The organism is Massilia oculi, from assembly GCF_003143515.1.
Taxonomy (GTDB): Bacteria; Pseudomonadota; Gammaproteobacteria; order Burkholderiales; family Burkholderiaceae_D; genus Telluria; species Telluria oculi.
Map to the genome: position 1 here is coordinate 32,035 of NZ_CP029343.1, position 26,344 is coordinate 58,378.

General features: G+C 58.9%; 21 protein-coding genes and 2 pseudogenes. 16 read left to right on the top strand and 7 right to left on the bottom strand.

Annotated elements, in window-relative coordinates:
• Positions 1 to 105 precede the first annotated feature (105 nt).
• The 9 genes and pseudogenes from DIR46_RS27675 to DIR46_RS00180 all read left to right on the top strand — a co-directional run bounded on the left by DIR46_RS27675 (position 106) and on the right by DIR46_RS00180 (position 11,130).
• Positions 106 to 396, top strand: a complete 291-nt coding sequence (locus DIR46_RS27675; protein ID WP_307719114.1) for a 4-helix bundle domain-containing protein — start codon at positions 106 to 108, stop codon at positions 394 to 396.
• A gap of 258 nt (positions 397 to 654) precedes the next feature.
• On the top strand, positions 655 to 2,034 hold the full coding sequence (locus tag DIR46_RS00140; protein WP_307719115.1) for an FTR1 family iron permease: 1,380 nt from the start codon (positions 655 to 657) through the stop codon (positions 2,032 to 2,034).
• A 21-nt stretch (positions 2,035 to 2,055) separates the two neighbouring features.
• Positions 2,056 to 2,496 carry a hypothetical protein gene (locus tag DIR46_RS00145; protein ID WP_109343452.1) on the top strand — a complete coding sequence of 147 codons (441 nt, stop codon included), beginning with the start codon at positions 2,056 to 2,058 and terminating at the stop codon, positions 2,494 to 2,496.
• Positions 2,496 to 3,113 (top strand): annotated as a pseudogene (locus DIR46_RS27550) (cation efflux transmembrane domain-containing protein). Before DIR46_RS00145 ends, DIR46_RS27550 begins: the two are co-directional and overlap by 1 nt.
• Positions 3,114 to 3,760: 647 nt before the next feature.
• On the top strand, positions 3,761 to 5,068 hold the full coding sequence (locus tag DIR46_RS00160) for a TolC family protein (RefSeq protein WP_229446440.1): 1,308 nt from the start codon (positions 3,761 to 3,763) through the stop codon (positions 5,066 to 5,068).
• A gap of 25 nt (positions 5,069 to 5,093) precedes the next feature.
• Positions 5,094 to 6,629, top strand: a complete 1,536-nt coding sequence (locus DIR46_RS00165; RefSeq protein ID WP_109343455.1) for an efflux RND transporter periplasmic adaptor subunit — start codon at positions 5,094 to 5,096, stop codon at positions 6,627 to 6,629.
• Complete coding sequence (locus tag DIR46_RS00170) at positions 6,626 to 9,802, top strand: efflux RND transporter permease subunit (protein ID WP_109343456.1); 3,177 nt, start codon at positions 6,626 to 6,628, stop codon at positions 9,800 to 9,802. The genes DIR46_RS00165 and DIR46_RS00170 overlap by 4 nt, the downstream gene beginning before the upstream one ends.
• A gap of 206 nt (positions 9,803 to 10,008) precedes the next feature.
• Positions 10,009 to 10,452, top strand: coding sequence for a copper-binding protein (locus tag DIR46_RS00175; protein ID WP_109343457.1), 444 nt, complete (start codon positions 10,009 to 10,011; stop codon positions 10,450 to 10,452).
• 306 nt (positions 10,453 to 10,758) lie between these two features.
• Complete coding sequence (locus tag DIR46_RS00180; protein ID WP_109343458.1) at positions 10,759 to 11,130, top strand: four-helix bundle copper-binding protein; 372 nt, start codon at positions 10,759 to 10,761, stop codon at positions 11,128 to 11,130.
• A gap of 131 nt (positions 11,131 to 11,261) precedes the next feature.
• On the opposite strand, the gene DIR46_RS26185 is transcribed toward DIR46_RS00180, so the two are convergent.
• Positions 11,262 to 12,386: a DNA polymerase Y subunit UmuC family protein gene (locus DIR46_RS26185; protein ID WP_162819328.1), complete on the bottom strand. Its 1,125-nt coding sequence runs from the start codon at positions 12,384 to 12,386 to the stop codon at positions 11,262 to 11,264.
• Positions 12,387 to 12,431: 45 nt separating this feature from the next.
• Here DIR46_RS26185 and DIR46_RS27815 point away from each other — a divergent pair, with 45 nt between their 5' ends.
• Entirely contained in the window at positions 12,432 to 12,986 is a 555-nt protein-coding gene (locus DIR46_RS27815; protein ID WP_109343460.1) for a TniQ family protein, read from the top strand.
• Here DIR46_RS27815 and DIR46_RS00195 read toward each other — a convergent pair.
• Both DIR46_RS00195 and DIR46_RS00200 read right to left on the bottom strand, forming a co-directional pair.
• A pseudogene (locus tag DIR46_RS00195) lies at positions 12,949 to 13,927 on the bottom strand (IS481 family transposase). The gene DIR46_RS27815 and the pseudogene DIR46_RS00195 overlap by 38 nt on opposite strands.
• Before the next feature lie 1,740 nt (positions 13,928 to 15,667).
• Positions 15,668 to 15,952, bottom strand: coding sequence for a helix-turn-helix domain-containing protein (locus DIR46_RS00200; RefSeq protein ID WP_109343461.1), 285 nt, complete (start codon positions 15,950 to 15,952; stop codon positions 15,668 to 15,670).
• 185 nt (positions 15,953 to 16,137) lie between these two features.
• Here DIR46_RS00200 and DIR46_RS00205 point away from each other — a divergent pair, with 185 nt between their 5' ends.
• Positions 16,138 to 16,473, top strand: coding sequence for a hypothetical protein (locus tag DIR46_RS00205; RefSeq protein ID WP_162819329.1), 336 nt, complete (start codon positions 16,138 to 16,140; stop codon positions 16,471 to 16,473).
• Between the two features lie 130 nt (positions 16,474 to 16,603).
• Here the strand turns inward: DIR46_RS00205 and DIR46_RS00210 are convergent, their stop codons facing one another.
• Positions 16,604 to 17,677 (bottom strand): DNA-binding protein, encoded by a 1,074-nt coding sequence (locus tag DIR46_RS00210; RefSeq protein WP_109343463.1) that lies wholly within the window; start codon positions 17,675 to 17,677, stop codon positions 16,604 to 16,606.
• A 309-nt stretch (positions 17,678 to 17,986) separates the two neighbouring features.
• On the opposite strand from DIR46_RS00210, the gene DIR46_RS00215 reads away from it, so the two are divergent.
• The gene (locus DIR46_RS00215; RefSeq protein ID WP_157225732.1) at positions 17,987 to 18,520 is read left to right on the top strand and encodes a hypothetical protein; all 534 of its coding nucleotides are present in this window, start codon (positions 17,987 to 17,989) and stop codon (positions 18,518 to 18,520) included.
• Between the two features lie 104 nt (positions 18,521 to 18,624).
• Here DIR46_RS00215 and DIR46_RS00220 read toward each other — a convergent pair whose 3' ends face one another.
• The 3 genes from DIR46_RS00220 to fdx all read right to left on the bottom strand — a co-directional run bounded on the left by DIR46_RS00220 (position 18,625) and on the right by fdx (position 21,632).
• The gene (locus DIR46_RS00220) at positions 18,625 to 18,810 is read right to left on the bottom strand and encodes a hypothetical protein (protein ID WP_109343464.1); all 186 of its coding nucleotides are present in this window, start codon (positions 18,808 to 18,810) and stop codon (positions 18,625 to 18,627) included.
• Positions 18,807 to 21,224 (bottom strand): heavy metal translocating P-type ATPase, encoded by a 2,418-nt coding sequence (locus DIR46_RS00225; protein WP_370659806.1) that lies wholly within the window; start codon positions 21,222 to 21,224, stop codon positions 18,807 to 18,809. Before DIR46_RS00225 ends, DIR46_RS00220 begins: the two co-directional genes overlap by 4 nt.
• 69 nt (positions 21,225 to 21,293) lie before the next feature.
• Positions 21,294 to 21,632: an ISC system 2Fe-2S type ferredoxin gene (fdx, locus tag DIR46_RS00230; RefSeq protein WP_109343465.1), complete on the bottom strand. Its 339-nt coding sequence runs from the start codon at positions 21,630 to 21,632 to the stop codon at positions 21,294 to 21,296.
• Positions 21,633 to 22,129: 497 nt separating this feature from the next.
• Here fdx and DIR46_RS00235 point away from each other — a divergent pair, with 497 nt between their 5' ends.
• From DIR46_RS00235 to DIR46_RS00250, 4 genes are all read left to right on the top strand, one after another.
• Positions 22,130 to 22,558: a hypothetical protein gene (locus tag DIR46_RS00235; RefSeq protein WP_040778120.1), complete on the top strand. Its 429-nt coding sequence runs from the start codon at positions 22,130 to 22,132 to the stop codon at positions 22,556 to 22,558.
• A 534-nt stretch (positions 22,559 to 23,092) separates the two neighbouring features.
• Positions 23,093 to 24,460 (top strand): TolC family protein, encoded by a 1,368-nt coding sequence (locus DIR46_RS00240; protein WP_109343466.1) that lies wholly within the window; start codon positions 23,093 to 23,095, stop codon positions 24,458 to 24,460.
• A gap of 18 nt (positions 24,461 to 24,478) precedes the next feature.
• Positions 24,479 to 25,870: a multicopper oxidase family protein gene (locus DIR46_RS00245; RefSeq protein WP_109343467.1), complete on the top strand. Its 1,392-nt coding sequence runs from the start codon at positions 24,479 to 24,481 to the stop codon at positions 25,868 to 25,870.
• 23 nt (positions 25,871 to 25,893) lie between these two features.
• Complete coding sequence (locus DIR46_RS00250; RefSeq protein ID WP_005670881.1) at positions 25,894 to 26,337, top strand: DUF411 domain-containing protein; 444 nt, start codon at positions 25,894 to 25,896, stop codon at positions 26,335 to 26,337.
• Positions 26,338 to 26,344: the final 7 nt, after the last annotated feature.

Here is a 26,344-nt window from a genome sequence, read left to right on the forward strand (position 1 = left end):
CTGAGCGATGAGCGTCATCCGAAAATGTCGCGAAAAGTCTTGACCCTGAAGCAGCTACATGGTGTTAAATGCCAGCCTCACCCAATATGAATACAGTACCTCACTATGAATTCCTCCGTCTGGCGTTGGCTTATTTCCTTCGCATTTTTCTTTGGCTGCGCGATCAGCGCTGCACATGCAGGTACCATGTCCTCGGAAACGGAAGCCCGGCAGCTCTGGCAGTTGCTCGATTATGTCGCGGTTGACTACCCCGGCGCGGTCCAGCACGTGTCGGTCGTCAGCGCAGTCGAGTACGGAGAAATGCAGGAATTTACGGCGCGCGCGGAAAGCCAGGTGTTGGCACTGCCGAAGCATCCCTTGCAAGCAGAGCTGAGCACGGCCGCCGTACGCCTGTAGCGGGCGGTTGACCAAAAGGACACACCGCAACATATGGGCGAATTCGCGCGGGAGGCGAAACGCTTGCTTCTGCTGGCTTACCCCTTCCCTGTTGCGCCGCGCAGCATGCCAGACCTGTCCCATGGTGCCACCCTCTACGAGGCGCAATGCGCTGCATGACACGGGGTTGGCGGTGCCGGTAATGGCCCGATTGCAAACCGGCTTGAACCCAAGCCCGTCGCGTTCACCGATCAGGAACGGGCGCGTTCCCGTTCACTCATGGCCCTGTACCAAGTGATCAGCCAGGGTGTTCACGGCACGTCGATGCCGGCCTTTACCAGCCTGTCCGAGCACGATCGCTGGTCGCTGGCGTTTCATGTCGGACGATTGTCCTTCGCGGAACCGGATATCGAAGCCGGCAAGGCTGCTTTTGAACGGGATAAAGCTGTGTACTCGGCGCTGCCGGACATTAACGCGCTTGTGACGACAACTGAAGAAGAGCTGGCGAAACGATTGCAGCCCGCGACCGCGCGCTCGGTCATGGCGTATGCGCGTACGCACCCGGAAGCCATCAGGGAGCAGCAGGAACGCACGGGCATCGCCCTGGCGCGCAAGCTGCTGCAGGACAGCTTGAATGCGTTGAAGAACGGCCAGGGCGCCAATGCCACGAAGCTCGCCTTGTCGGCATACTTGGACGGCTTCGAGCCGCTCGAAGCAACCCTCGACGCTACCGACCGCCAGCTGCTTGTCGACGTGGAACGGACCATGCAACTGTACCGGGGTGCGGTCGCACAAGGCGATGTGGAGCGGGCGACCGGGTACGCCCAGCAATTGGACGCGTATTTCGTACGTGTCGAGACTGTCACTGGCCCGGACCGGACCGACGCCACCACGGCGTTCGTGGGCGCCTTGACCATCCTCCTGCGCGAAGGCGTCGAAGCCCTGTTGATCGCGATCGCGATGGTTGCCTTCCTGCGCAAGGCCGAGCGGCCCCAGGCGCTGCGTTACGTGCATGCCGGCTGGACTTCCGCACTGGCTGCCGGCGCACTGACATGGCTTGTCGCGACCTTCTTGGTCAGCATCAGCGGCGCGAGCCGCGAGGTCACCGAAGGCTTGTCGTCCCTTTTCGCAGCGGCGGTGCTGCTGTCGGTCGGCCTGTGGATGCACCAGAAGGGCCAGGCTGGGCAGTGGCAGGCTTACCTGAAGCAGCACCTCACGGCAGCTATGGAAAAACGCTCGGCGTGGGCCTTGTTCGCCCTGGCATTCATTGCGGTCTACAGGGAGGTCTTCGAAACCGTCCTGTTCTATTCCGCACTTGCAGCCGAAGGTAACGGCCCCGCACTGTTAGGTGGATTCGTTACAGGCCTTGTCCTGCTGGCGATAATCGCTGCCGTCTTCCTGCGCACCAGTGCCCGGATGCCGATCGGTAAATTCTTTTCGTTTAGCTCCGTGCTGGTGGCTGTCCTGGCGGTTGTCCTGGTCGGTAAAGGGATCGCCGGGCTGCAGGAAGCCGGGTGGATGTTGGTTACGCCAGTCACCGGGCTGCGCTTGCCAGTGCTCGGGATCTACCCGACCATACAGACTTATGGATCGCAGCTGGCCCTGCTTCTCGCAGCTGGCGTTGGTTTTGGATTCAACTTGGTAAAAGCCTACAGATAGTTAGCTCGACAAGGAGCAATTATGATCAACAAGACAATCTTTATCGTCCCGTTTGCTGCGCTCGTTCTCCTGGGCGGCTGTGCCGATCCAAGGATAGGCCCGAACAGCAAGACCGGCTGGGTTACCGAACTTTACACGGCAGAGAAGCTCATGACGAATCGCCCTTCCTGCCTGGCAAATCTCAGCGACACGGACATCGCGAGCCATCGGTACGCGCTAATTTCAGTCCCTCATCTACGGTCATACAGATATGTAAACGCCTTAGTACCTGACTCAATCGAGGTTGAGCTTCACGACAAGGTCGAGATATTCCCGCCCTCGTGCAAGGATCAGGCGCTACCGCAAGTGGTGCAGGTGCTGAAGCATTCCCGCAAAAAAACAATAACCCGATCCGGCAAGAATGGTGAGCATCCTGCCGATTGGGCCAGGACTACTTCCTTTGAACTTTTTAGGGAGGTTTAATGAAGGACAGTAATAACGATAGCCCTGACGAACCAAGCCTAGACGCTGCCAACGAACGCGATCGCAGCATCCTATGGAAAGTCTTATTGATCAATCTGGGGCAGTGCCTGGCTGGCGTTGTGGCGGCACCTGGGCATCCTCAACCGCAGTGATCGGCGCTGGCCTCGACAACTTGGGGGACGCCGTCGTTTACGGTGTGAGCCTATACGCTGTCGGCAGGTCCGACGCGATCAAGACACGTGCAGCCCAGTTGTCCGGATGGCTCCTCATTGGATTTGCCTGTCTGTTGTTGATCGAGGTTGTCCGTCGCTTCCTCGGCGGTGAAGCCCCGTTGGGACCTGCCATGATGGGGATGGCTGCTGCAAATGCATTTCTTAACATTTATTGCATCCGCCCTCTTGAAGCAGCATCGCGGCCAGGACATCAACTTCAAGGCTTCCGCTATCTTCACGAATAACGATTCAATCGTAAACGGCGCGATCGTGGTGTCGGGAGCGCTGGTGATGTGGACAAAATCTAACCTTCCGGATCTGCTGCTTGGAACAGTGGTTTCGTTCATTGCCGCAAAAGGAGGATATGAGATCCTTTCGAAGGCAAAGGAAAACCGACCACAGTAGCCCCTGCCCTGGTTTCCAGGTCGTATGCCCCGGTGCCTACGGACATTTCATAACTTAGCTGTTGCCGACGCCTTGAGCGGCCTCCTCGAAAGCTGGGGTAGAACAGTTTTCATTAAGGTCTGCTTAATTGACAAAGACATATGGCAGCCCTAGACTTGGCAGTGACCATGAGACTTCAACGCACATCCCGACTGATTGCCGCAACAATAGTGCTGTTCAGCATATTGTTTATGCAGCTCGCTGTGTCGGCATATGCGTGCCCAGCATTAAGCCTCAGGAATGACGGCCAGATGAGCTCTTTTGGGCACACGACGTCAGCCGAAACGGCCCCATGCCAGGACATGGATATGGAACAGCCCAGCCTGTGCCATGCGTCCCACCAGTCCGACAAGCAATCGCTCGACAAGCCGGCGACGCCGCCCCCAATGCCCTTCGTGGCCGTCGGGTATGGGCTTCCGGTAAGCCTGGGCACATTGAACTTCCAGCCGGCTCCTGGCTTGCTTCTCCCCTCCTTTCTCACCTACGCGACGGCTCCGCCTATAGCCATTCGCAACTGCTGTTTCCGCATTTGATTCTCCGGCTTGCTTGACTCCCCATCGCTGCGCTCTTGCTGCCGGCGGTGTTACTCAATGCATTCTGGAGGCTTCATGTCGTCCCCACGTTTTATTGCGCCACACGTGGCGCATCGTTCGGCTACCCGGTCCTTTCGCGGAGTCTTACTTGTTGTATCGATTGTCATCGGCAATGGTGCATTTGCCGCCGAAACGCCATTGACCATGGCCGAAGCCCAGCAGCGAGCGGTCGAGCGATCGCGAATGCTGGCAGCAAAAGACTACGCTGCACAGTCCTCGCGGGAGATGTCGGTTGCTGCCGGTCAGCTCCCCGATCCGGTGCTGAAGCTCGGTATCGATAACGTTCCGATCAATCGGCAAGATCGCTTCAGCTTGACGCGAGACTTCATGACCATGCAACGCGTCGGTGTGATGCAAGAGCTGACGCGCTCCGACAAACGTCGCCTGCGTTCCGAACGATTTGAGCGCGAAGCAGAAAAAGCGATTGCGGAAAAGGCGGCTGCGACCGCGGCAATCGAACGCGAGACTGCCCTGGCCTGGCTGGACCGTTTCTACGCCGAAGCCATGTCGACCGCACTTGCAGAACAGATCGATCAGGCGAAGCTGGAAATTCAGGCGGCGGACTCAGCTTATCGGGCCGGCCGCGGGAGCCAGGCCGACATCTTCAGTTCGCGCAGCGCACTGGCGGCCCTGGAAGACAAGGCAAGCGATATCAAGCGCCGCACCGGCAACGCCAAAATCGCACTGGCACGATGGATCGGCGATGCGGCGCAACAGCCGTTGGGCGACAAGCCGGCGGTCGATACCATCCGCCTCGACGAGGCCACACTTGACACCCAGCTTAACCACCACCCGGAACTTGCAGTGCTGGCCAGGCAGGAAGACATCGCAGTCAGTGAAGCGAATCTTGCAAGGGCCAACAAGAAAGCGGACTGGAGCGTCGAGGTCGCAGTGCAAAAACGCGGCCCGGGCTATTCGGACATGCTGTCGGTCGGCCTTTCGGTGCCCCTGCAGTTGGACCAGAAAAACCGCCAGGACCGCGAACTGTCTTCGAAGCTGGCCCAGGTCGAACAGGCGAAGGCCGAGCGCGAAGATACCTTGCGTGCCCATGTTGCGGAAGTGCGTGCCATGTTGAACGAGTGGCATACGAACAGGCAGCGACAGACCCGCTATGAGAAAGAACTGACTCCTCTGGCCAACTCACGAACAACAGCGACCGCTGCCGCCTACCGGGGCGGAAAGGCCGCGCTGGCGGACGTCCTCGCTGCCCGGCGCAGCGAAATCGACGTACGCCTGCAGGCTTTACAGCTCGCGCAGGAAACCGACCGCCTGTGGGCGCAACTGAATTTTCTCTTTCCCCGAAATGGCGGCTCCGCGCATTAAAACGCCGGGCGGACAAGGATTTTAAATGGATACTAAAAAGCTGACGATTGCCCTGCTCGTGGCAATTGCCGTGGGTGCTGGCGGCTACGGCCTGTACAAGTTCGGCATGCATCGAGGGATGGGTATGGCAAACGCCCCACAAGCGGCCTCCTCTACCCAGGGAACAAGTGTGAACCAGGCACAGGGACGCAAGGTGTTGTACTGGCACGACCCGATGGTCCCAGGCCAGAAATTCGACAAGCCCGGCAAGTCGCCCTTCATGGATATGGACCTGGTGCCTGTCTACGCGGATGAGGCCGGCGACGAGGGCAAGGTCAGCATTAGCCCTCGAGTCGAACAGAACCTTGGCGTACGCACCGCCGAAGTCACGAAGAACAGGCTCGCCTCCAGCGTGGAAGCCGTCGGCAACGTGGCCTACAACGAGCGGGACGTCGCCGTGGTACAGGCGCGTAGCAACGGTTATGTCGAACGGCTCTTCGTGCGTGCAGCGCTCGACCCGGTAAAAAAGGGACAGCCCCTCGCGGCACTGTATGTGCCCGACTGGGTCGCGGCGCAGGAAGAATTCCTGACGGTGCGCCAGATGAGAGGCCCCGGCACGGATGGACTGGTAGAAGGGGCGCGGCAGCGTATGCGTTTGGCGGGCATGACGGATGCGCAGATCCGTAGTGTCGAGTCCAGCGGCAAGGTGCAGGCGCGCTTGACCGTCAGCGCGCCGATCAATGGCGTCGTCGGAGAACTGACTGTCCGTGAAGGGATGACGATCGCATCGGGTGCGCCCATGTTCCGGATCAATGGGCTCGGCACAGTTTGGGTCAACGCCGAGCTGCCCGAAGCTGCGTCGGCGGCGGTACGTCCAGGCGCCCGGGTCGAAGCCCGCACGCCTGCCCTGCCCGGCACGCTATTGCAAGGCAAAGTCAGCGCGATCCTGCCTGAAGTCGAAGCTACAACGCGCACCCTGAAGGCACGTGTCGAACTGGCCAATCCTGGACAGCGACTGGTGCCAGGCATGTTCGCGACCGTGAGTTTCACACCAGCGGCCAGCGCGGAGACCTTGACGGTGCCGACGGAAGCAGTGATCCAGACCGGTACGCGCAGTGTCGTAATGCTTAAACAAGGCCAGGGCAAATTCATGCCCGTCGATGTACAGATCGGCCGCGAGAGCAATGGACAAACCGAAATCCTCAAAGGTCTCGAGGCCGGACAAAAAGTTGTCGTTTCAGGCCAGTTCCTGATTGATTCCGAAGCCAGCCTGAGGGGCACCGCGAATCGGCTGAGCGGGCCTGCGCCAGCGGGCGGCAGCAAGCAAACCGCCGCGGCGCCAACCCATCATGCGCATGGCAAGGTGGAACATATCGACAAGGATGAAATCACGTTCTCGCACGATCCGGTTCCGAGCATGCAGTGGCCGGCGATGACAATGGGGTTCAAGATCCCCGCCGGGGGCGTTCCGAAAAATCTGGCAGTCGGCGACACGGTGGACTTCGAATTCCAGCAAACGAAGGACGGATCGTTCCAGGTCACCAGTATCGCCCCTGCCGCTGTGGGAGCTACCAGGAAATGATCGCCAAACTGATTCGCTGGTCGATCCTCAACCGCTTCCTGGTCCTGCTTGCCACAGTCGGGATCACGGCCTGGGGCATCTACGCGCTGCAGCGTACGCCGCTCGACGCACTCCCCGACTTGTCCGACGTGCAGGTGATCATCCGCACCTCCTATCCGGGCCAGGCGCCGCAAATTGTCGAGAACCAGGTCACCTATCCGCTGACTACGACGATGCTCTCGGTACCTGGCGCGAAAACGGTGCGCGGCTATTCCTTCTTTGGCGATTCCTTCGTCTATATCCTGTTCGAGGACGGCACCGACCCCTACTGGGCGCGCTCGCGCGTCCTGGAATATTTGAACCAGGTTCAGTCGCGCCTGCCGCCACAGGCAAAAACTGCGCTCGGGCCGGACGCCAGCGGGGTTGGCTGGGTGTACGAGTACGCCCTGGTCGACCGCAGCGGCAAGATGGACCTGTCGCAGCTGCGCGCGTTCCAGGACTGGTTCCTCAAGTACGAACTCAAGACGGTGCCGAATGTGTCGGAAGTCGCAAGCCTGGGCGGCATGGTTCGCCAGTACCAAATCGTTCTTGATCCCGACAAGCTGCGGGCCTACAACATTGCGCATAACGTTATCATCGACGCTGTACAAAAGGCAAACCAGGAGGCTGGCGGCTCGGTGCTCGAGCTGGGCGAAGCCGAATACATGGTGCGCGCGAGCGGTTACCTGCAATCGCTGGACGACTTCCGCAAGATTCCACTGACGACCTCGGCGGCGGGCGTTTCCGTCCAGCTCGGTGACGTCGCGCGCATCCAGCTCGGTCCGGAAATGCGGCGCGGCATCTCCGAACTGAACGGCGAAGGCGAGGTGGCCGGCGGCGTCATCGTCATGCGCTCCGGAAAAAATGCGCTGGAAACAATCGATGCGGTGAAAGCCAAACTGGCGGACCTCAAGCCGAGCTTGCCTCCCGGCGTGGAGATCGTCCCGACCTATGACCGCTCGCACCTGATCCAGCGGGCTGTCGACAACCTGCGCGACAAGCTGGTCGAAGAATTCATCGTGGTCGGGCTTGTCTGCGCAGTCTTCCTGTTCCATCTGCGCTCCGCGCTGGTCGCGATTGTGACGCTACCGATTGGTATTCTGATCGCCTTCATCGTCATGCATTACCAGGGCGTGAACGCCAACATCATGTCGCTCGGCGGTATCGCGATCGCGGTGGGCGCGATGGTCGACGCCGCCGTGGTCATGATCGAGAACGCACACAAGCATATCGAGGCGTGGAATCACAGTCATCCCGGCGCAAAACTTGAGGGAGAAGCCCGCTGGCGCGTCATCGGAGACGCCGCCGCCGAAGTTGGCCCGGCACTGTTCTTTTCGCTGCTGATCATCGTGCTGTCGTTCATTCCGGTGTTCACGCTGGAGGCGCAGGAAGGACGGCTGTTCTCCCCACTTGCCTTCACGAAGACCTATTCCATGGCAGCGGCCGCGGGCCTGGCCGTGACCTTGATACCGGTCCTGATGGGTTACCTCATCCGTGGACGGATTCCCGATGAACGGAAGAACCCGCTGAATCGTCTCTTGATCGCTGTCTACCGGCCCTTGCTCGATGGCGTACTGCGCTTTCCGAAGGCGACTCTGGTCGCTGCTGCGGTAATTGCCGTCATTACCGTTTGGCCGATGACGCGGCTCGGCGGCGAATTCATGCCGCCTCTCGACGAAGGCGACCTTCTGTACATGCCCTCGGCGCTGCCAGGGCTATCGGTGGGCAAGGTGTCACAGCTGTTGCAGCAGACGGACCGCCTGATCAAGACAGTACCGGAAGTGCAAAGCGTGTTCGGCAAGGCTGGACGGGCCGAGACGGCCACCGATCCTGCACCACTTGAGATGTTCGAGACCACGATCCAGTTCAAGCCCAGGGATCAATGGCGGCCGGGAATGACCACGGATAAGCTGGTCGAGGAGCTCGACCGCGTGGTCAAGGTGCCTGGGCTTTCCAACATCTGGGTGCCACCGATCCGGAACCGCATCGACATGCTGGCCACCGGCATCAAGAGTCCGGTCGGTGTCAAGTTGGCCGGTACCAGCCTGCAGGAGATCGACCGCGTTGCCGGAGAAATTGAGCGGATCGTCAAGACGGTGCCAGGCGTGTCTTCGGCACTCGCCGAACGCCTCAACGGCGGACGTTATGTCGACGTCAACATCAACCGCGACCAGGCAGCGCGCTACGGCTTGAATATCGCCGATGTGCAGAGTGTCGTATCGGCGGCGATTGGGGGCGACAACATCGGCGAGACTGTCGAAGGCCTGCAGCGCTTCCCGATCAACGTCCGCTATCCGCGCGAATTCCGGGATTCAGTCGAAAACCTCCGCCAGTTGCCGGTCCTGACACCCCGCGGCGCACAGATTCGCCTGGGAGATGTAGCGGCGATCCGCATCAATGACGGCCCGCCCATGCTCAGAAGCGAAAATGCACGGCTATCCGGCTGGGTGTACGTCGACATCCGGGGGCGGGACATGAACTCGGTGGTACGGGACATGCAGCAGGCTGTCGCGAAGGAGGTCAAGCTGCAGCCTGGCTACTCAATTTCCTGGTCGGGTCAGTTCGAATACCTGGAACGCGCCAGCGCGAAGCTCAAGGTTGTCGTACCAGCGACGCTACTGGTGATCTTCTTCCTCCTGTATCTGACATTCAAGCGCTTTGACGAGGCGATCCTGATCATGGCCACCTTGCCGTTCGCACTGGCCGGCGGGATCTGGCTGCTCTGGATCCTCGGGCATCACCTTTCGGTCGCCAGCGCGGTCGGCTTCATTGCGCTTGCCGGCGTGGCGGCCGAGTTCGGGGTGATCATGCTGCTCTACCTCAAGCATGCCTGGGAAGCCCGCCTGGCTGCCGGGAAGTCATCTGAAGCTGATTTGCTGGATGCCATTCGGGAAGGCGCGGTTCAACGCGTGAGGCCGAAGGCCATGACCGTCGCGGTCATCATCGCGGGTCTGGTACCGATCATGATCGCCCATGGTACCGGCTCCGAAATCATGCAACGTATTGCGGCGCCAATGGTTGGCGGCATGCTGTCCGCGCCATTGCTGTCGATGTTTGTGGTCCCGGTCGTCTACATGTTGATGCGTTGTCGGGAGCTTCGACACGAGGATGTCCGAAAACCTGAACGCAGGGAGGTCATTTATGAAAATTCATGAGCTACCTCTGCGGGATAGCAGTAGCCGTCCGCTTCTCGATCGAGCCCGAAAAGGACCGAATGATGAAGGCGTGCATGGAAATGATGACCAGGTCAAAGCAGCAGCCTGGTCATTAATCGATTTGAAACGGCGATTAGTTACCGCGCCAAGATGTGGTCCGGTCACGGACGAAAAACGCTACTTTACCCACCTTGAGGAGAAATCTCATGAAACGTTTTGCCCCACTGTTCCTTCTTTCTGCATTGACCATTTCCGGCGCGGCTTTCGGCCAGGCAGCTGATATGAAGGGAATGGATATGAAACAAGGCTGCATGGACATGAAGGATATGAAGGGTATGAAGGATATGAAGGGCATGGATATGCCGGCGTGCAAGGACATGATGAAGGGGAAAGCGTCCGATAGCAAAGCCCAGGCCACGTCCAAGACAGGGGTAGTGCATAAAACATCAGCCGTAGTGAAGGCGCTGGATCAGACCAACGGCAAGGTGACGCTTGACCATGATCTGGTCAAAACCCTCAACTGGCCGGCAATGACGATGAGCTTTGGAGTGAAGGACAAGTCATTGCTCGACAAGCTGGCCGTCGGCAAGAAAGTCGATGTGGAGTTCACTAAGCAAGGGTCGAACTACGTCATCTCATCTGTCAAATAACGCGGCTACGCGCACGCGTGCGCGTAGCCAAGTCGTCCAGCGCAGCGACCGCTGGGGCAGGAGCGGTCGTAGCCCCGCCATGTCGTTGCGTTGACGCTGATTGGCCGAAGTTTTGGCTGCAACCAGTTCAGAAAGGCGTGCCGCGCCTCAGTTTTAGGTTTTCTGGAACGCACCTAGCAATTGGAGTGAATGGAACTGAAGGAGTGGCACAAATTAGTCATCTGAATATTACTGACTCGCCAGGAGAGCGTGCAGGGGTTCCTGAAATAGTCGCCCGTAATCCTACGTACTTTCAAGGAGAATATCATGTTGCAAAACCAATTCCAGTCGTGTATCAAGGCATGTTATGAATGCGCCGAAGCATGCGATACCTGCGCCGCGGCGTGCCTGCAAGAGTCAGACCCTAAAATAATGGCGCGCTGCATCATGCTCGACGACGAGTGCGCTGCGGTCTGCCGTCTTGCCGCGCAGCTGATGAGCCGTTCATCAGAGCATGCTAATCTGCTGTGCCAGCTATGCACCGATATTTGCGACGCGTGCGCACAGGAATGCGGTAGCCACCAATACCAGCATTGCCAGGACTGCGCTGCTGCCTGCCGCCGCTGTGCCAACGAGTGCCGCAGGATGACGCAATTGATCAGTGGTCAAGGAACGTCTGCAGGCGCTCATTCCCGCTGATAACATGTTTCGGGATCTGCGGCGCGGATCCCGATTGAGCAAGCCACTCTTCGCACGACGACTTCGTTCATATTTGCCGATGCGAAGCAATTGTCTCAGCCCGAGACAATTGCCGGTTCGCGGCGCCGGCACTACAGGATGCCGTATCCCGCTTTGATTGTCGGCATAGTCATCGGTGTGATTGTTCTTACAGGTGCCGTCGCATTCTGAAGCTGAAGTAACGATTTGTCCACCGGCACCATTTCTGGCGACAGACTACAAGTTCGAGAACACGCACTATCCAAACAGCCCATGGAGAAACCAGCGCGGTTCCGGGTCTTCGCCGGTCTTGGCAACCCGCTCCCGATAGACCCAGTACACGGCATGTTCCTGACCTTCCGCAATCCAGTAATCTCTGGCCGCCATATCCCCCACCATCCAGCTTCGACACGCTCCGGGCCCGATACCATTCGCAGCGGCGAGCCATAAAATGGCCGATGGTTTCGCATGAGTAGCGGGATCGGATTCACCAACAGCCAAGTCGGCCGGAGAATGCCGCTTAGGTTTGGCGGCAGTTGGTCGGTAATCACCGCCTGTCGGACCTTCTCCTGGATGGACACCCACCTGTTGGCGACCTCTGGCCGGTGATCCGCCACAGGTTTTACTTGGCGAACCTTATCCTCACCGAGGCGCGCTACAAGCAGCTCAATCATGCGCACTTGGTCTTCTTCAGTGCCACCGGGTTCAGGAAAAAGAGACTCGGTTGGAGGCTCCATTGGCTGCAGCTGGGTTGTGTGGAGTACCAATCCGATTACTGGAGCGTCTAGTACCAGTTTCCCTAGTCGCTCCTTCAGTAACCGCACAATGTGGTCGCTATGCCAAACCGGTTCGCCCAGGAGGATTTCAACTTCGGTCGGCGCCCGCGCAACACGGCCGCGTTCGTGTTCAAGCCGGAGCATAATGCCCTTTACTGCAAGCTGCATCGCACATAACCAACCGATGAGCTGCAAAACCAGGCGCTGTGCGCCGGCTAGCAATAGATCAACATTTTCGATGCGATCGAAAAGTTCCATTCGTGCGTCGAATTTCGTAGGCGCCTCGACCCATTCGAAGACCTCTGGAAGGCTGCCGAATGCGGAATCAAGGAAATCGATTAACGCGCGGCCATATCTCCGTTGAAGACCAGGGCGCGGCAGCCGTCGCAAGTCACCGATGGTATCGCAGCCAATTCCTTCAAACCAGCTAGCGCAGGGCCTTGCCGCTGGCATAATCATCATAGGAAGACAACCAATAGGGAAGTAAGCACTCGCATACTAAGCAAGATGCTCCAAAAGCGCGCAGGTCAGCTTGGAAACCATCGTATTGGAGGAACAGAGCCATCGGTGACCAGGATGAAGCTATGCCCGGCCTGTTTAGACGAGGATATTGCGCATTTTGGTGAGGGGTACTGGCACAGGAAGCATCAGATCAGCTGCGTACATTTCTGTGAAGAACATGCTACGGAACTCATTGAAGCAATAATACCCAACGGCCCTAGAAAATCCATCCCGGCCTTGACACCTCTGCTGGCAGCGCGTCCTTATCTCCCGATCCTAACTGAGCGAACGAGGCAAAGGCTCATCGAAGTATCACGCCTAGCTAGTCAATATTTGGAACAATCAATCGTTTACGATCTAACCGTTTCCAGGAAGTTACCTCCAAAAGCATTTCGAGATCTATATGAGCTTGGACAGCATTTACATACCGCGAACATAAGAAGAGACTATTTAAATTACTTCTGGGAGCAATCTCTTGAAATATTGGAAATTCCACGCAACTCAAATGCGCACCTCGACTACATTAGATGTCAAGACCCGCTTGGTTATATACGCGCTTAGTGAATAATTCAGGGCGCTCTGCATGCCATTGTTTTAGGGCTTGAATGGGCGTCTGATGCTTCAAGGCGCGCTGCGGAATGTTGTTATTGTAGATCTTGACGTAGTTGCGCAGCGTCGATTCGAGCTCCGCTGCCGATCCGAACCGTGTCTGATTAACGATGTCGCTGATACGCCCATTGAAGCGCTCGACCATGCCATTGGTTTGTGGATGGCGCGGAGGGATCAGGCGATGCTCGATATCGAATTGTTTGCACAGACGATCGAATAAGTGGCGCCCACTTGGCTCCCTGTTCTTGCCTTTGGCAGTAAATCGATCGGTGAACTGGCTGCCGTTATCGGTGAGTAGTTTAACGATCTTGACGGGGCAGGCAGCACGCGCCTTGGCCAGAAAATCGACACTGCTGTTCTCGCTCTGGTCGGCTTAGATGTTGATGAAAACCCAGCGCGTGGCGCGGTCGATGGCCACGAACAGGTAACGCCGGGACGATTCGTCGGGCATCTGCGGCAGGTACTTGATATCGATGTGGGTGAAGCCGGGCTCGTAGTCCTTGAAGGTTTTCTTCGTCGCCGGCGCGCCATCGTCCTGCTTAACCAAGTCGCGCAAGTCAGACACACCATGGCGGCGAAGGCAGCGTCCTAGGCCCGCGCGAGAGACGGCTTGATTGATGAACTCACGTGTGACTGACAGCAGGTCGTCAGTAGGCAACAGCAAGGTTGTGCGCAGCTCCACTACGATCAACTCTTGCTCGGGCGTGAGCGTCGTGTTGAGCGTCTTAGGGCAGTGAGCCGTCGGCCGGGCTGTCACGATCCTGCCATTTCCGGATGGTCTGACGAGTGACGTTGTAGATCCTGGCCAACTCTGCCTGGGGCAACGTCGAATTCTTGATCTCTTCCCGGATCAGGTGTGTAGTACGGGCTTGGCTGTGTAGAGCTTGTGTCATCGGAATATCGGTGAAAAGTCAGGTAGGTGCAGTGTACGCAAAACGTGTCTGGCCTTGAAGAGCGGCCAGCTACGGATGGGTACATGATCCAACGAGTCTAGACACCTAGATAACGTCTGGTCGATTCGCCAAAAACTAACTTCTGGGGCGTCGTTGCTTGGTCCGAGGGTTCCGTTTCTCCATCTCTACGAGGCCAGAGCATCTGTCTGGCAGAGGGCCTTCGCGCGCAGACCTGCAAAGTAACTTTTCCCGACGTCAAAAACCGACTACGGATTATCTAGATAATATCTAGACGAATCGCTCAAAACTAACTTTTAAGGCGACGCTGCTGGGCCCAGGGTTCGGTTTCGCCATGCCTATGAGGACAGGGGGTCCGCCCCGCAGCGATCCTGTGCGCCAAGCACCTGCAAAGTAACTTTTTCCGACATCAATAACTAACTATGGATTAAATCGGTGTAGTCGCGTCGGCAGCTCTACCAAGGAGCATTATGATTACTTATGGTAATTGATATTGCGACAAGGAAAATTGAATGCGACTGATGCTCGTTGTTTTGCTAAATCAATGAAGCTTGAACTTCGTGCGGAGGATGACTATTGCGAGGGTATTTGAAAGCTGATCTAGTTTCAGTTCGCCCAGTGCTGCCAACGTCTTGCTAACTAGCAGGTCACGGAAAATGCGGGGACCTGCGCTAAGTCTATATGTTTAGGTTTGAATTTGATCCCGTCTACTAAGTCACCATATTTAGGTACAATGTTGCCGACGCGAGAAATGCCGAAGTACTCAAAATAGATGACTTTTGCATGAATCCCAAACAATTCAATCACTTAGTCGAAAATTACGTCACCTGATTTAGGTACGAGTACTTGCAGCGAGCGCTCGTACCTAAAACTCCGTACTCGGGGCACCTTAATCTACCGACTCGGCGTCAAAGCCCCGTTTTCCCCGTCGAGTCTATATGTTTAGGTAAATCTTCATGGCCTACTCATCACGTCAATAGCTTTAGGTACAACGGAAGTATTTATGGATACGGAATCGCGTCGGATGTTCAGTGATGACAGACGAGACAACTGGCTGCAGTTCGCGGATCGGCGTGTGGGACTCGGGCCGCTGGCGTCAGGCCTGGCCTCTTTGTCTGGCTTGCTTCGTGAGGGTCGCCGCTGACGACGCGCTGCCCGTGCCAAACCCAACTCCTCGCTGGCCGATTCCGATTTCGGCGCTGTTCGCTCAAGCCGTCCGCGAAGCTCAGTCACCCTGGCGCGCTCGGCGGCAAGCTGGCTACCCAGCTCCGCACTCTGGTGCGCGCTTTCCGCAGCCTGGCGGGCGGCTCGGTCGCGTTCGTCGGCCAGTAGTTCGGTCTTTGCTATATAGCAGCGCTCCGAAGTAAATCGTGGAAGTTTTCGGAACTAATTGTTTGAAGTCTGCCGCGTCGCATAGGTGTCCAAGTTTTACTTCGTATCTTGCCGCCTGTGCTTCATCCTAGGCTCATAGCGGTCTAACCTGTGGCTTTCTTGGTTTTACCGGCGAGCTTTACGTAACTCGTCGTGCAGTCCCGATTTTTGCGCTAACCGTTAGGTAATACGCGCATGCGTCGGAAGTATGGCCGGGATACCAGCCGACTGCCATGCCACCCTGCAAGGATCCTCACTTGCGTTCGATTCTCTTGCAGTACGGCGGGACTGCTGCCTTTCGAGCCATCCAGAATCCCATACGTTTGCTTACCGCGAATCGCAACTGTCGTCCTAATCTTCGAACGATTTCAGGTCAGCTATTACCTGAGAAAAAAGTTTCTTTCGCTCCGCAATGTCCTTCGGCAGATACGCGAACGCAACGAGAGACAACGGATGTACACCCAGCACCGCTGCGATGTCGTCGATCTTTGTAATCGTAGGGGCTTTGATCCCGCGTTCCAGGCTGCTGAGATAGGTTCGACTCGAAACTACCGAAAAATCCTCTTGTGTCAGACCTCGACTCTTCCTCGCCTTCTGCAGTCCTGTTCCAAATTGTTTGAGCAACCCCACGAGCACCTCCGCATAAAATGCACGATGTACTCATGGCGAACACTTTAGGACTACAATCTATAGTGTTCATTTCGTACTGCAGAGGCATTCAAGTGATTACTACAGACAAAGCACATGAGGCGCCCATGTTTTCGATGGGGCCAGGGATCGCGACCTGGCGTGCAGCTACGCTAATCCTAGGTATGCTCTACGTGTTCATCACCTACGCATTTAAAGAAGAGCGTCGCTGGGTCCAACAGACGACGATCCTCTGGGATCCTCGCGACGTACTACAGTTCTGCCGCACTTGCAACGGCAACAAGTTACTTAAAATTGTTGAGATTTCCCTACTTGAGCCTTACCGCAAGGAGAAAGTCAACACTTGGCGCTGGACATCGGTTTTGAATATTCGGCTATACGTCGAAGATGATGTCGAGATACCCGTCTACTTTACTGATGCCGGTGAAGCCGTTGGTCTGACTCGAGAAGAAGCGAAGCAGAAGATGAAATCGCTTTACAGGGCTCGGCCAAAACGAGAAGCAGCCTGAGCTCGTCTAAAGCGGTCAGAAGTACACCTCGAGCGCGCGAATTCCGAGAGCAAACGCTACACCGCCTACTCCAAGCTCGCAGTCAGTCTGCTGTTTCGATCGGTATCGAACTTCGTTCAACGCTAGCAATCTATTTGTCTTGTTTGCTGCCGGGTCGACGCCGCTGGCGAGGGATTACAGGCGTCGAGCGCGGCTCCCGCCTGCTTGGTTTCGATGTGCTGGCGAATCGCTCGAGTTGTTCACGCAACTCAGCAACCTTTGCTCGCTCTGCAGCGAGCTGGCTCTCCAGTTCCCCGCACTGAAATGCGGTTCTCATGGTCTGGCTAGCCGCTCGGTCTCGCTCGTCGGCAAGTAGTTCCGCCTTAGTCATATAGGCGCTGAGCTCTTGGCCTTGTCGGGCAAGCTGAAACTGAGCCCGCTGTGCCTCGGACTGGATTTCTTCAATGCGGGACGCGAACGTCCGGCGCTCGGCGTCGAGTTGCTTCTGCAGTTTCGTCGCCGCAGTTCGCTCTTTGTCCAGGTCAACCAGGGTTCTTTTCGCCAGATCGGTGTAACGCTGCTCAGCTTGAAGGATGCGGTCAGTTAATTTCTCGATCTCCGCCGCGCGCTCTCTTAACATCGAACTTATCTGGTCGCGCAACGTTTCAATGTCAGCTCTAGCCTCATTCAGTCTCAAGTCCGTTTCTTGCTGGGCTGCTGCTGCCGCGCCAAGTTCATCCCGCTGTTTTACGATCGTCCCCTCAGCTGCTGCTATTTGATCGCGGCCGTCCTTGAGCTGGGCAGACAGTTGAGCGATGTCATCTTCCAGACGGTCCTTTTCGGCCAGGGCAGCGTCGCGTTCGACCATTGCGCTCTGCCGCAATACAATGATCGACTCGTCAGCAGCCTTTTGGGCTAGCGCCCAGATCTCACCGATCAGCTGGCCGCCCGACTGCTTTACCTGATCGGGCAAGTCCGCATGCTGAAGGTCGACCCTTGCCCGTTCACGCAAGTCACTCCAAAACCTTTTCAATGCTTCGCTTGGAACAGACATACTCCCTTTCCGAACAAGCTGATAGAGAGCGTTCGTTGTTGGAGTCACGCCGTACCTGAAGAACATAACGGCACAAGCTTCCCTATAGAGATCCGCAGTGCGTGGAAACCGATCACGCAGGCAATCAATGTCAGCCTGCATAGAGGCTGTGCTTTGCCTATTCTCGAGCATATACCCCCCTTTTCGTAGTCCCGTAATACTACGTAAAACGTAACGAAACCGGCGCCCTCCTCTGAAAATATGACATTACTCCTATAATGTCGAATATGCTCAAGCGCTGGCTGGAGAAGCGTCGCGGGCTGCCACTCTCCGTCTAACAGCCGCGGGATCTAAAACTGCAGCCACAACATGGAGATATCGACGAAGCAAAGGCCTTTTGCTCAGCTACCGTAAGAAATTAGTCTTTGCTACACTGGCAGGCAGCAATAGCAGGCTATAGGTCGAGCTGGTCGCTTTTTCATCTTGTAAGGGGGTTCTGGTTTGCGAGTACCCGACATCGAACTGACCGAGCGAGAGACCGATCTCCTGAACCAAATCAGGTTCCGCTACACATCGCATGATGAGCTCCGTGCGTCTCTTATGCCGATGGCAGGCCTGACCGAGTCGTTATTGGAACGCGGTGCGATCCCCGAGGTGCGGCTTTTATACTTCACCGATCCCGAGCGCAATCCAGGAGGGCGCGGGAAATCCCGTCAGCAGGTTTTCGAGAATAACGGCATCTCAGGTACTGAAATCTATGCTCATGGGAATTTCCTGAAGTTTCTCGAATACTTCATTTATGGCCCTGCCCTTCCGCCGAATATCGTCGCGAAATTCACGGAGGCCATGTCGTTCTCCGGGCATTTGACCTATGGGGACATCAACGACCTGGCTCCTGCTGCACGTGCCGCTGTGCGATCAGCTCGGCTTAATCCACACGAGGCCGCGGAAGAGTTCCACAAGTTAGCGCTTGAGTGCGGCGCAATGCCGTCTGGGGCCGAGAGTATCCGGAAGTCGGTCCTCGCTGTGCGCTAAGCCCCTAGGCTCCAGCGACCCGACCTTACGACCGGACGAGTGGTCCTCGCCCGCCTGAGCACATTGTGAGTCCGCCGCAGCCAGACGATCAGCGAAATTGCGCACTACCTGCTCTTGCCGGCCCTGCCAGGCTTCCTTCTGCCACGCGTATTGGTTTCTTTCGCCCGGCTTTTGCGGCCGCGACGTCGCTGAACCTCGCCGTAAGCGATGAACCCGGCCGCGATGATGCCAAAGATAACCCCGACCAGTACCGTCAGATCCCGCATCTCGTCCGTAACAACCAGGTTCATGTGGTACTTCCCCTCAAGCGCAGTGCATTACCGATCACCGATACCGAACTCAGGCTCATGGCCAGCGCGGCGATCATCGGCGATAGTAGCTGCCCGGTGAAGGGATAAAGCAGACCTGCGGCCAGCGGAATTCCCATGGCGTTGTAAACAAAGGCGAAGGCGAGATTCTGCCTCATGTTGCGCACAGTCTCCAACGAAAGAAGTCGCGATCGCGAAATGGCACGCAAGTCGCCCTTGATGAGTGTGACGTGTGCCGAATTGATGGCGACGTCAGTACCGGTACCCATTGCAATCCCAACGTCCGCTTTCGCCAGCGCCGGGGCATCGTTAATGCCATCGCCGGCCATTGCCACTACCTTGCCCTGTTGCTGCAGCCTTTCGACCAGGGCCAGTTTATCCTGTGGCGTGACCTCTCCGTAGACCTCCGAAATCCCGAGCCTCGACGCGACCGCCTTCGCCGTGGTCACGCCATCTCCGGTCGCCATCACCACCGTCATGCCGGCATCGCGCAGCGTCGCCAGCGCTTCCGGCGTCGTCGCCTTGACTGGATCAGACACCGCGATCAGGCCGACAAGCTTTCCCTGAAGTGCCAGGTACATGACGCTTGCACCGACTTGTCGAAGCTCTTCCGCGGCCTTCTGTAGTGGCGTCCAGTCGACCTTTTCGGTGTCCATGAGCGCCGTATTGCCCAACGCAACCCGCTCGCCCTGCACTGTGCCCCGTACACCGATCCCACTGGACGATTCGAAGGTTTCAGGCTTGTGCAGCGGCAGATTCCGCCTGCGTGCTTCCGCGACGATGGCGTGTGCCAGCGGGTGCTCGCTCCCCTGGTCGATACTTGCCGCGATCCGTAGAACATCGACTTCCTGGAACCCGGGGGCAGCGATCGCCCGGTCGAACGCAGGTTTCCCTTCCGTGAGCGTGCCGGTCTTGTCGACGATGAACGTATCGACCTTGCGCATCGCTTCGATCGCCGCGGCATCGCGGAACAGCACGCCCTGGGTGGCGGCGCGGCCTGTCGCGGCCATGATCGACATCGGCGTCGCCAAGCCCAATGCACACGGGCAGGCGATGATCAGGACCGCAACGGAGTTTACGAAGCCGTAGACCCAGCTGGGCTCGGGCCCGAACAGCCCCCAACCGATCAAGGTAAGCAGCGCGACGGCCACGACGACGGTGACGAAATAGCCGGCCACCACGTCGGCCAGGCGCTGCATGGGCGCCCGCGAACGTTGCGCCTGCGCGACCATCTGCACGATCTGGGACAGCATGGTCTGCGATCCCACGCGCTCGGAGCGAATGACGAGACTGCCGCTAGTGTTGATGGTTGCGCCGATGACCTTGTCGCCGGGGCGCTTCGTCACCGGTAGCGGCTCGCCAGTGAGCATGGCTTCGTCCACCGCGCTTTCGCCCTCCAGGACCACCCCGTCGACCGGCACCTTCTCGCCAGGCCTGACCCGCAGCGAATCGCCGATGTGGACGTGCGAAAGCTCGATGTCTTCCTCGGTGCCATCGGCGCGGATCCGCCTGGCCGTTTTCGGCGCAAGGCCGAGCAAGGATTTGATCGCAGCCGATGTCTGCGAGCGTGCACGCAGCTCGAGGATCTGACCGAGCAGGGTCAGCGAAACAATGACGGCGGCGGCCTCGTAGTAGACGCCGATACGGCCGTGCATCGCGAAGTTCGACGGAAACAGGCCCGGGAACACGGTCGCAACCAGGCTGTAACCATACGCCGCGGCGACCCCGATACTGATCAAGGTCCACATATTGGGGCTGCGATTCTTGAACGACTGCGCACCACGGACAAAGAAAGGCCACCCGGCCCACAGGACGACCGGCGTGCTGAGGACGAGCTCGATCCAGCTCTGGTAAGCAAGGCCTCCGCTGAAGATCCGGTGCCCTGCCATCGCCAGGATGGTGACGACGACCGTCAGCGGCAGCGTCCACCGGAAACGACGGCGGAAGTCCTCCAGTTCCGGATTCTCTTCATCCTCCAGCGACGGCAGCATCGGCTCCAGGGACATTCCGCATATCGGACAATTACCCGGGGTGGCTTGCTGGATTTCCGGATGCATCGGGCAGGTGTAGATCGTCCCTGGCGGCGCCTCGGGCATAGCCGCGGGGGCGCCTTTCTCCGTATAGCTGGTGGGATCGGCGCGAAACCTGTCCATGCACTTCACGCTGCAGAAGTGATAGAGGACGCCGTCGTGCTCGACGCGCCGATCCGGCCGGTCGGCAACGTTCATCCCGCATACGGGATCGGTATAGGGCTTATCGGACGCAGCAGTCGGATGATGTTGGGATGCACCGGCCATGCTTGCACCGGAGGCGTCGACGGCATGATGCCCGTGCGCGTGGTGGCATTCGTGGCCCTTCTGCTGGTGACCGACGTGATCATGCACTTCATGTTTCATGGCAGCTCCAGTAAAAACCATTGTCCTCGCGCGGCCCGCCTGTCGCAAGCGGTGCGCGACCTGTGATGTCTATCCGTTTTCCTTGGCGTGATTCAGGGAATACCGTGGGATCTCGACCGTAAGATCCGCCTCCGCGACAATGGCCTGGCACGACAACCGGGACAAGTGCTCCACGCCCCATGCCCGGTCGAGCATGTCTTCCTCATCCTCGCTCGCTTGGACGAGGGACGAGTATCCCTCCCTTACGATGACGTGACACGTCGTGCAGGCACCAACCTTGCCGCATGCATGCTCGATGTCGACGTCATTCTCCAGCAGCGCGTCGCAAATGCTGGTGCCGGGAGCGGCCACGATCGATGCGCCGGAAGGCGCGCACTCAGGATGCGGTAACACAGTAATTCTAGGCATGTGCCAACTCCTTTCCGGCACCTGGACTGCGGTACCGGCAGAACAGACAGCGTGGTGTCACTGGCGTCTCGTCCGAATCGGAAAGGGCACTCCCTGCCTGCTTCGCACGCGCGAAGTCGCGCAGGCCTGTACTTGGCATTGCGGCCACGCGCTTGTCTGAGCTGTGGGCCTCGCGACGGGTGGATTCATACATAAAACGCCTCCGGAAAGTGGACTATTCCACTGTAAACCTTCCAATGATGGAAAGGTCAAGCGGAATTTCCGCTGAACGAAGGCGCAGGTAGCGGCATGCCTTCCAGGGTGAAGCGGCGCCGCGTGCGACGTAGGAAAACACTGCGCGTCCATTTCCGATTCTGGAAGAAGTCCGACGACCCATGCTGTGCGCTGACGCACCCTGTTTGCATATCTCGCCAATGCGGCGTACCTGTCGCCCTGACTTTAGTCAGCCTTAAGAGCTGCTTCAGGCCAAAAAATGTCGTGCTATACTCGCGACACCTATGAACCGCGCACTCAAGACATTTCTGGTTTGGCTCCTGCTGGCCGTGCTTCCGCTGCACGCGCTTGCGGCCAACCGTATGTCGTGCGGCCCGGCTCACCAGCAGTCCAGCCAGATTTCGATTGATCCGGGCATGCAGTCCCACGAGCACATGGCCGATGCGCACGCTCATCACGGTGGCGAGCATGCAAGCCAGTCGGACGACTCCCTGGTCGACGCCGATCCGGCAGACTCCAAGGCAGGTAAAAAGCCGCACTCCACCTGCAGTGCGTGCTCCGCGTTCTGCCTGGGCGCCGTCGCGCCACCCTCCACTCATTTCGCTGTCCCGGCTTTCGACGGCTCCAACGCAGTCGTCGTTGCTCCTGCGGCCTTCGCCGTTGGCTTCATCCAGGACGGCCCTCAACGCCCTCCCCGGCACCAATCCGCTTAATCGTAACAAGAGCTGACCCGCTGTCCTTTGGCGGCGCCGTCGTCGCTCTTGAGCACTCGTGCGTGCCCGTGCACGCCCTGTTACCGATTTTGAGGATTGTCCATGACCTCCAAGCTTTTGGCCGCCGCTATAGGCGCCTTGCTGGTCCTGCCGATGTACGCGCACGCCCAGCAATCCCGTCCGCTGCCAGACCCTGCAGACCCCGCCGTCGCAGTGCCACCGACCGTGTACGAATCGGTCATCACCAGATCTTCGCCGGCGCCGCAGGCCGACCAGGCCACGCCTGACAAATCCTGGCGCGCCGCAAACGATGCCGTTGCCGGAGCGCCGGGACACGCGGGACATGGTGCCCACGGCGGTGAACAGAATCACCACGGCCATAAAGAAGCGCCGGCTCCGTCCGCACCAGCGCCCACGTCGCCAGCGAAGCCGGCCAGTCCTGCGCCTGTGGATCACAGCAAACATCATTAAGCCGAACACATAATGACAACAAAGCTTTCAATTCCCACAATGCGTGCCGTCGCGGCAGCTGCCATGGCCCTCGCGTTGAGCGGTTGCGCGACGTTCTCCAAGGACGGCGGCCTGGACGCAGTCTCATCCTTGACCGCCGAGCGCACCGGCCAGGACGTTCGCCTGCCCAAGACGAATGCCAATGGCGCGGCCATCCAGGACGAGCTGAACCAATTGCTGAAACAGCCGCTCACCGCCGACAGTGCCGTTCGCATTGCCCTGATCAACAACCGGGGCCTGCGCGCCTCGCTCGCCGAGCTGGGTGTCGCCGAGGCGGACCTGGTGCAGGCGGGCCGAATGGCTAATCCAGGTTTCAGTTTTGGCCGCATGTCCGGCGGCGGCGAAACGGAGATCGAACGCAGCGTCATGTTCGATCTCGTCGGTTTGGTGACCATTCCGATCCGCCGCGATATCGAGTCGCGCCGCTTCGAGAGCGCCAAGCTGGTCGCGGCAACCGAAGCGGTCCGGCTCGCGCTTGACACTCGCAAGGCCTACTTCAATGCTGTTGCCGCTGTGCAGTCGGCGCGCTACGCAGAGCAGGTCCGCGAGGCGGCCGGCGCGAGTGCCGAGCTGGCGCAACGCATGACCAAGGTCGGACACCTGAGTGCCCTTGACCAGGCGCGCGAACAGGCATTCTCGAGCGAAGCCTCGACCCAGCTTGCGCGCGCGCGCCACAATGCGACCGCTGCGCGCGAGCAGCTTGCGCGGCTGATGGGTGTGTGGGGAGAGAACACGACGTTCCAGCTTCCCGACAAGCTGCCGGAGCTGCCGGCGGCGCCACGTGAGGCAGGCAATATCGAGTCGCTCGCCATGCAGCAGCGCCTCGATGTGCGCCTGGCAAAGCTTGGGACCGAGTCGACCGCGCGCGCCCTGGGACTGACGAAGGCAACCGGCGTCATCAACGTGCTCGACGCTGGCTACGTCAACAAGAGCACATCCGGCGCGCCACGTGAGAACGGTTACGAGATCGAGCTCGCCCTGCCGATCTTCGACTCGGGAGGCGCACGTGTCGCAAAGGCCGAGGCGCTGTACATGCAATCGGTCCACCGCACCGCCGATACCGCCATCAATGCCCGGTCGCAGGTCCGCGAAGCGTATTCAGCTTACCGGACCACCTATGACGTCGCCAGGCAGCACCGCGATGAGCTGGTACCACTGCGCAAGAAGATCTCCGAAGAGAGTCTGCTTCGCTACAACGGCATGCTCATGAGCGTGTTCGAACTGCTGGCCGACGCACGCGCACAGATAGCGGGCGTGAACGCGGCCATCGATGCCCAGCGTGATTTCTGGATCGCGGAAACGGATCTGCAGGCCGCCATCAGCGGCAGCGGCGGTTCGTCGCTCTCCATGGCTTCCTCCGCCGCGTCCACCGAAGCCGCCGCCGAACATTAAACAAGGATTGAATCAGCAATGAGTTCTCGTCGAGATTTTTTCACTGGCGCAGCCGCCCTGGTCGGCGCCGGACTGGTCAGCCGCGCTGGCGCGGCCACCCTCCCGGAAGCCCCGGTCATGACCAGCGCCGCCACGCAGCCGCCACCGCCGCCGCCCAACGGCAGGCCGTATAACCCCGTCGTTACCCTGAACGGCTGGTCGCTGCCCTGGCGAATGAACAATGGCGTCAAGGAGTTCCACCTGATCGCCGAACCGGTCGTGCGCGAGATCGCGCCCGGCATGAAGGCGAACCTGTGGGGCTACAACGGGCAGAGCCCGGGGCCGACCATCGAAGTGGTCGAAGGTGACCGTGTGCGTATTTTTGTCACCAACAAGCTACCGGAGCACACCAGTATCCACTGGCACGGCCAGCGCCTGCCGAACGGGATGGATGGCGTCACAGGCCTGAATCAGCCGGGCATCCAGCCGGGCAAGACCTTCGTCTACGAGTTTGTCGCCCGGCGCCCTGGCACCTTCATGTACCACCCGCATGCCGACGAAATGGTCCAGATGGCGATGGGCATGATGGGATTCTGGGTCACGCACCCGAAGAATCCGGCCCACCACCGCGTCGACCGCGATTTCGTGTTCCTGCTCAACGCTTACGACATCGAGCCGGGCAGCTACACGCCGCGCGTGAACGAGATGCTCGACTTTAACATCTGGACCTTCAACAGCCGCGCCTTCCCAGGCATCGACACCATGAACGTGCGCCAGGGCGACCGCGTGCGCATCCGCGCCGGTAACCTGACGATGACGAACCACCCAATCCACCTGCATGGCCATGAGTTCGAGGTCACCGGCACCGATGGCGGCTGGACCCGTCCGGAGTCGCGCTGGCCGGAAGTGACGACCGATATCGCCGTGGGCCAGATGCGCGCCATCGAGTTCATCGCGGACGAGCCGGGCGACTGGGCCTTCCACTGCCACAAGTCGCACCACACCATGAACGCGATGGGACACGACGTGCCGAACCTGATCGGCGTCGACCACCGCGGCGTCGCCGAGAAAATCACGAAGCTCGTGCCCGACTACATGGTGATGGGCGAGAAAGGCGGCTCGATGGGCGACATGGAAATGCCGCTCCCGGAGAACACCCTGCCGATGATGACCGGCCAGGGTCCCTTCGGCGGCGTCGAGATGGGCGGCATGTTCACCGTGCTCAAGGTGCGCAAGGACCAGAAGCCGGGCGACTACAAGGACCCGGGCTGGTACAAGCACCCCGCCGGCACCGTCGCCTACGAGTGGAAAGGCGAGCCGCCGGCCGCAGTGCGCAGCCAGAGCGCGGGCGGCCAGGCGATGCCCGCTGCCAAGCCTGGGGACGTCGAAGTCACCGTCCGCAAGCCGACCAGCCACAAGGGTCATCACTGATCGCAACAGGAAAGGACGAACCCATGATCCGACGACTAGCAAGCAAGATCGCGCTCGCCGCTGCATTGTGCGCTCCGGCGCTCGCAATGGCGGCCGCACCGGTTATCGACGTCTTCAAGAGCGCCTCGTGCGGGTGCTGCACCGCTTGGGTGGAGCACCTGAAAACGAACGGCTTCCAGACTAGGGTGGCCAACGTCGACAATCCTTCGGACTACCGCGAACGTGGCGGGATCCCGAATGAACTCGGCTCTTGCCATACCGCGATGGTAGGCGGTTATGCCATCGAAGGCCACGTCCCTGCCAGCGACATCAAGCGCCTCCTTGCCGAGAAGCCCAAGGCAAAAGGGCTGGCAGTTCCCGCGATGCCGCTCGGCTCTCCGGGCATGGAGGGCCCGCGCAAGGATCCGTACAACGTCCTGCTGGTACAGGCCGACGGCAGTACCAAAGTATTCAAGCACTACAACTGAACAGTAT

Coding starts and splice junctions, on each gene's coding strand:
- DIR46_RS00140 (WP_307719115.1), top strand. CDS start 655: ATGGCCCTGTACCAAGTGATCAGCCAGGGTGTTCACGGCACGTCGATG.
- DIR46_RS00175 (WP_109343457.1), top strand. CDS start 10,009: ATGAAACGTTTTGCCCCACTGTTCCTTCTTTCTGCATTGACCATTTCC.
- DIR46_RS00225 (WP_370659806.1), bottom strand. CDS start 21,224: ATGAAACATGAAGTGCATGATCACGTCGGTCACCAGCAGAAGGGCCAC.
- DIR46_RS00245 (WP_109343467.1), top strand. CDS start 24,479: ATGAGTTCTCGTCGAGATTTTTTCACTGGCGCAGCCGCCCTGGTCGGC.
- DIR46_RS00160 (WP_229446440.1), top strand. CDS start 3,761: ATGTCGTCCCCACGTTTTATTGCGCCACACGTGGCGCATCGTTCGGCT.
- DIR46_RS27675 (WP_307719114.1), top strand. CDS start 106: ATGAATTCCTCCGTCTGGCGTTGGCTTATTTCCTTCGCATTTTTCTTT.
- DIR46_RS00165 (WP_109343455.1), top strand. CDS start 5,094: ATGGATACTAAAAAGCTGACGATTGCCCTGCTCGTGGCAATTGCCGTG.
- DIR46_RS27815 (WP_109343460.1), top strand. CDS start 12,432: ATGCTCCAAAAGCGCGCAGGTCAGCTTGGAAACCATCGTATTGGAGGA.
- DIR46_RS00180 (WP_109343458.1), top strand. CDS start 10,759: ATGTTGCAAAACCAATTCCAGTCGTGTATCAAGGCATGTTATGAATGC.
- DIR46_RS00235 (WP_040778120.1), top strand. CDS start 22,130: ATGAACCGCGCACTCAAGACATTTCTGGTTTGGCTCCTGCTGGCCGTG.
- fdx (WP_109343465.1), bottom strand. CDS start 21,632: ATGCCTAGAATTACTGTGTTACCGCATCCTGAGTGCGCGCCTTCCGGC.
- DIR46_RS00220 (WP_109343464.1), bottom strand. CDS start 18,810: ATGAACCTGGTTGTTACGGACGAGATGCGGGATCTGACGGTACTGGTC.
- DIR46_RS00170 (WP_109343456.1), top strand. CDS start 6,626: ATGATCGCCAAACTGATTCGCTGGTCGATCCTCAACCGCTTCCTGGTC.
- DIR46_RS00145 (WP_109343452.1), top strand. CDS start 2,056: ATGATCAACAAGACAATCTTTATCGTCCCGTTTGCTGCGCTCGTTCTC.
- DIR46_RS00250 (WP_005670881.1), top strand. CDS start 25,894: ATGATCCGACGACTAGCAAGCAAGATCGCGCTCGCCGCTGCATTGTGC.
- DIR46_RS00240 (WP_109343466.1), top strand. CDS start 23,093: ATGGCCCTCGCGTTGAGCGGTTGCGCGACGTTCTCCAAGGACGGCGGC.
- DIR46_RS26185 (WP_162819328.1), bottom strand. CDS start 12,386: ATGATGATTATGCCAGCGGCAAGGCCCTGCGCTAGCTGGTTTGAAGGA.
- DIR46_RS00210 (WP_109343463.1), bottom strand. CDS start 17,677: ATGCTCGAGAATAGGCAAAGCACAGCCTCTATGCAGGCTGACATTGAT.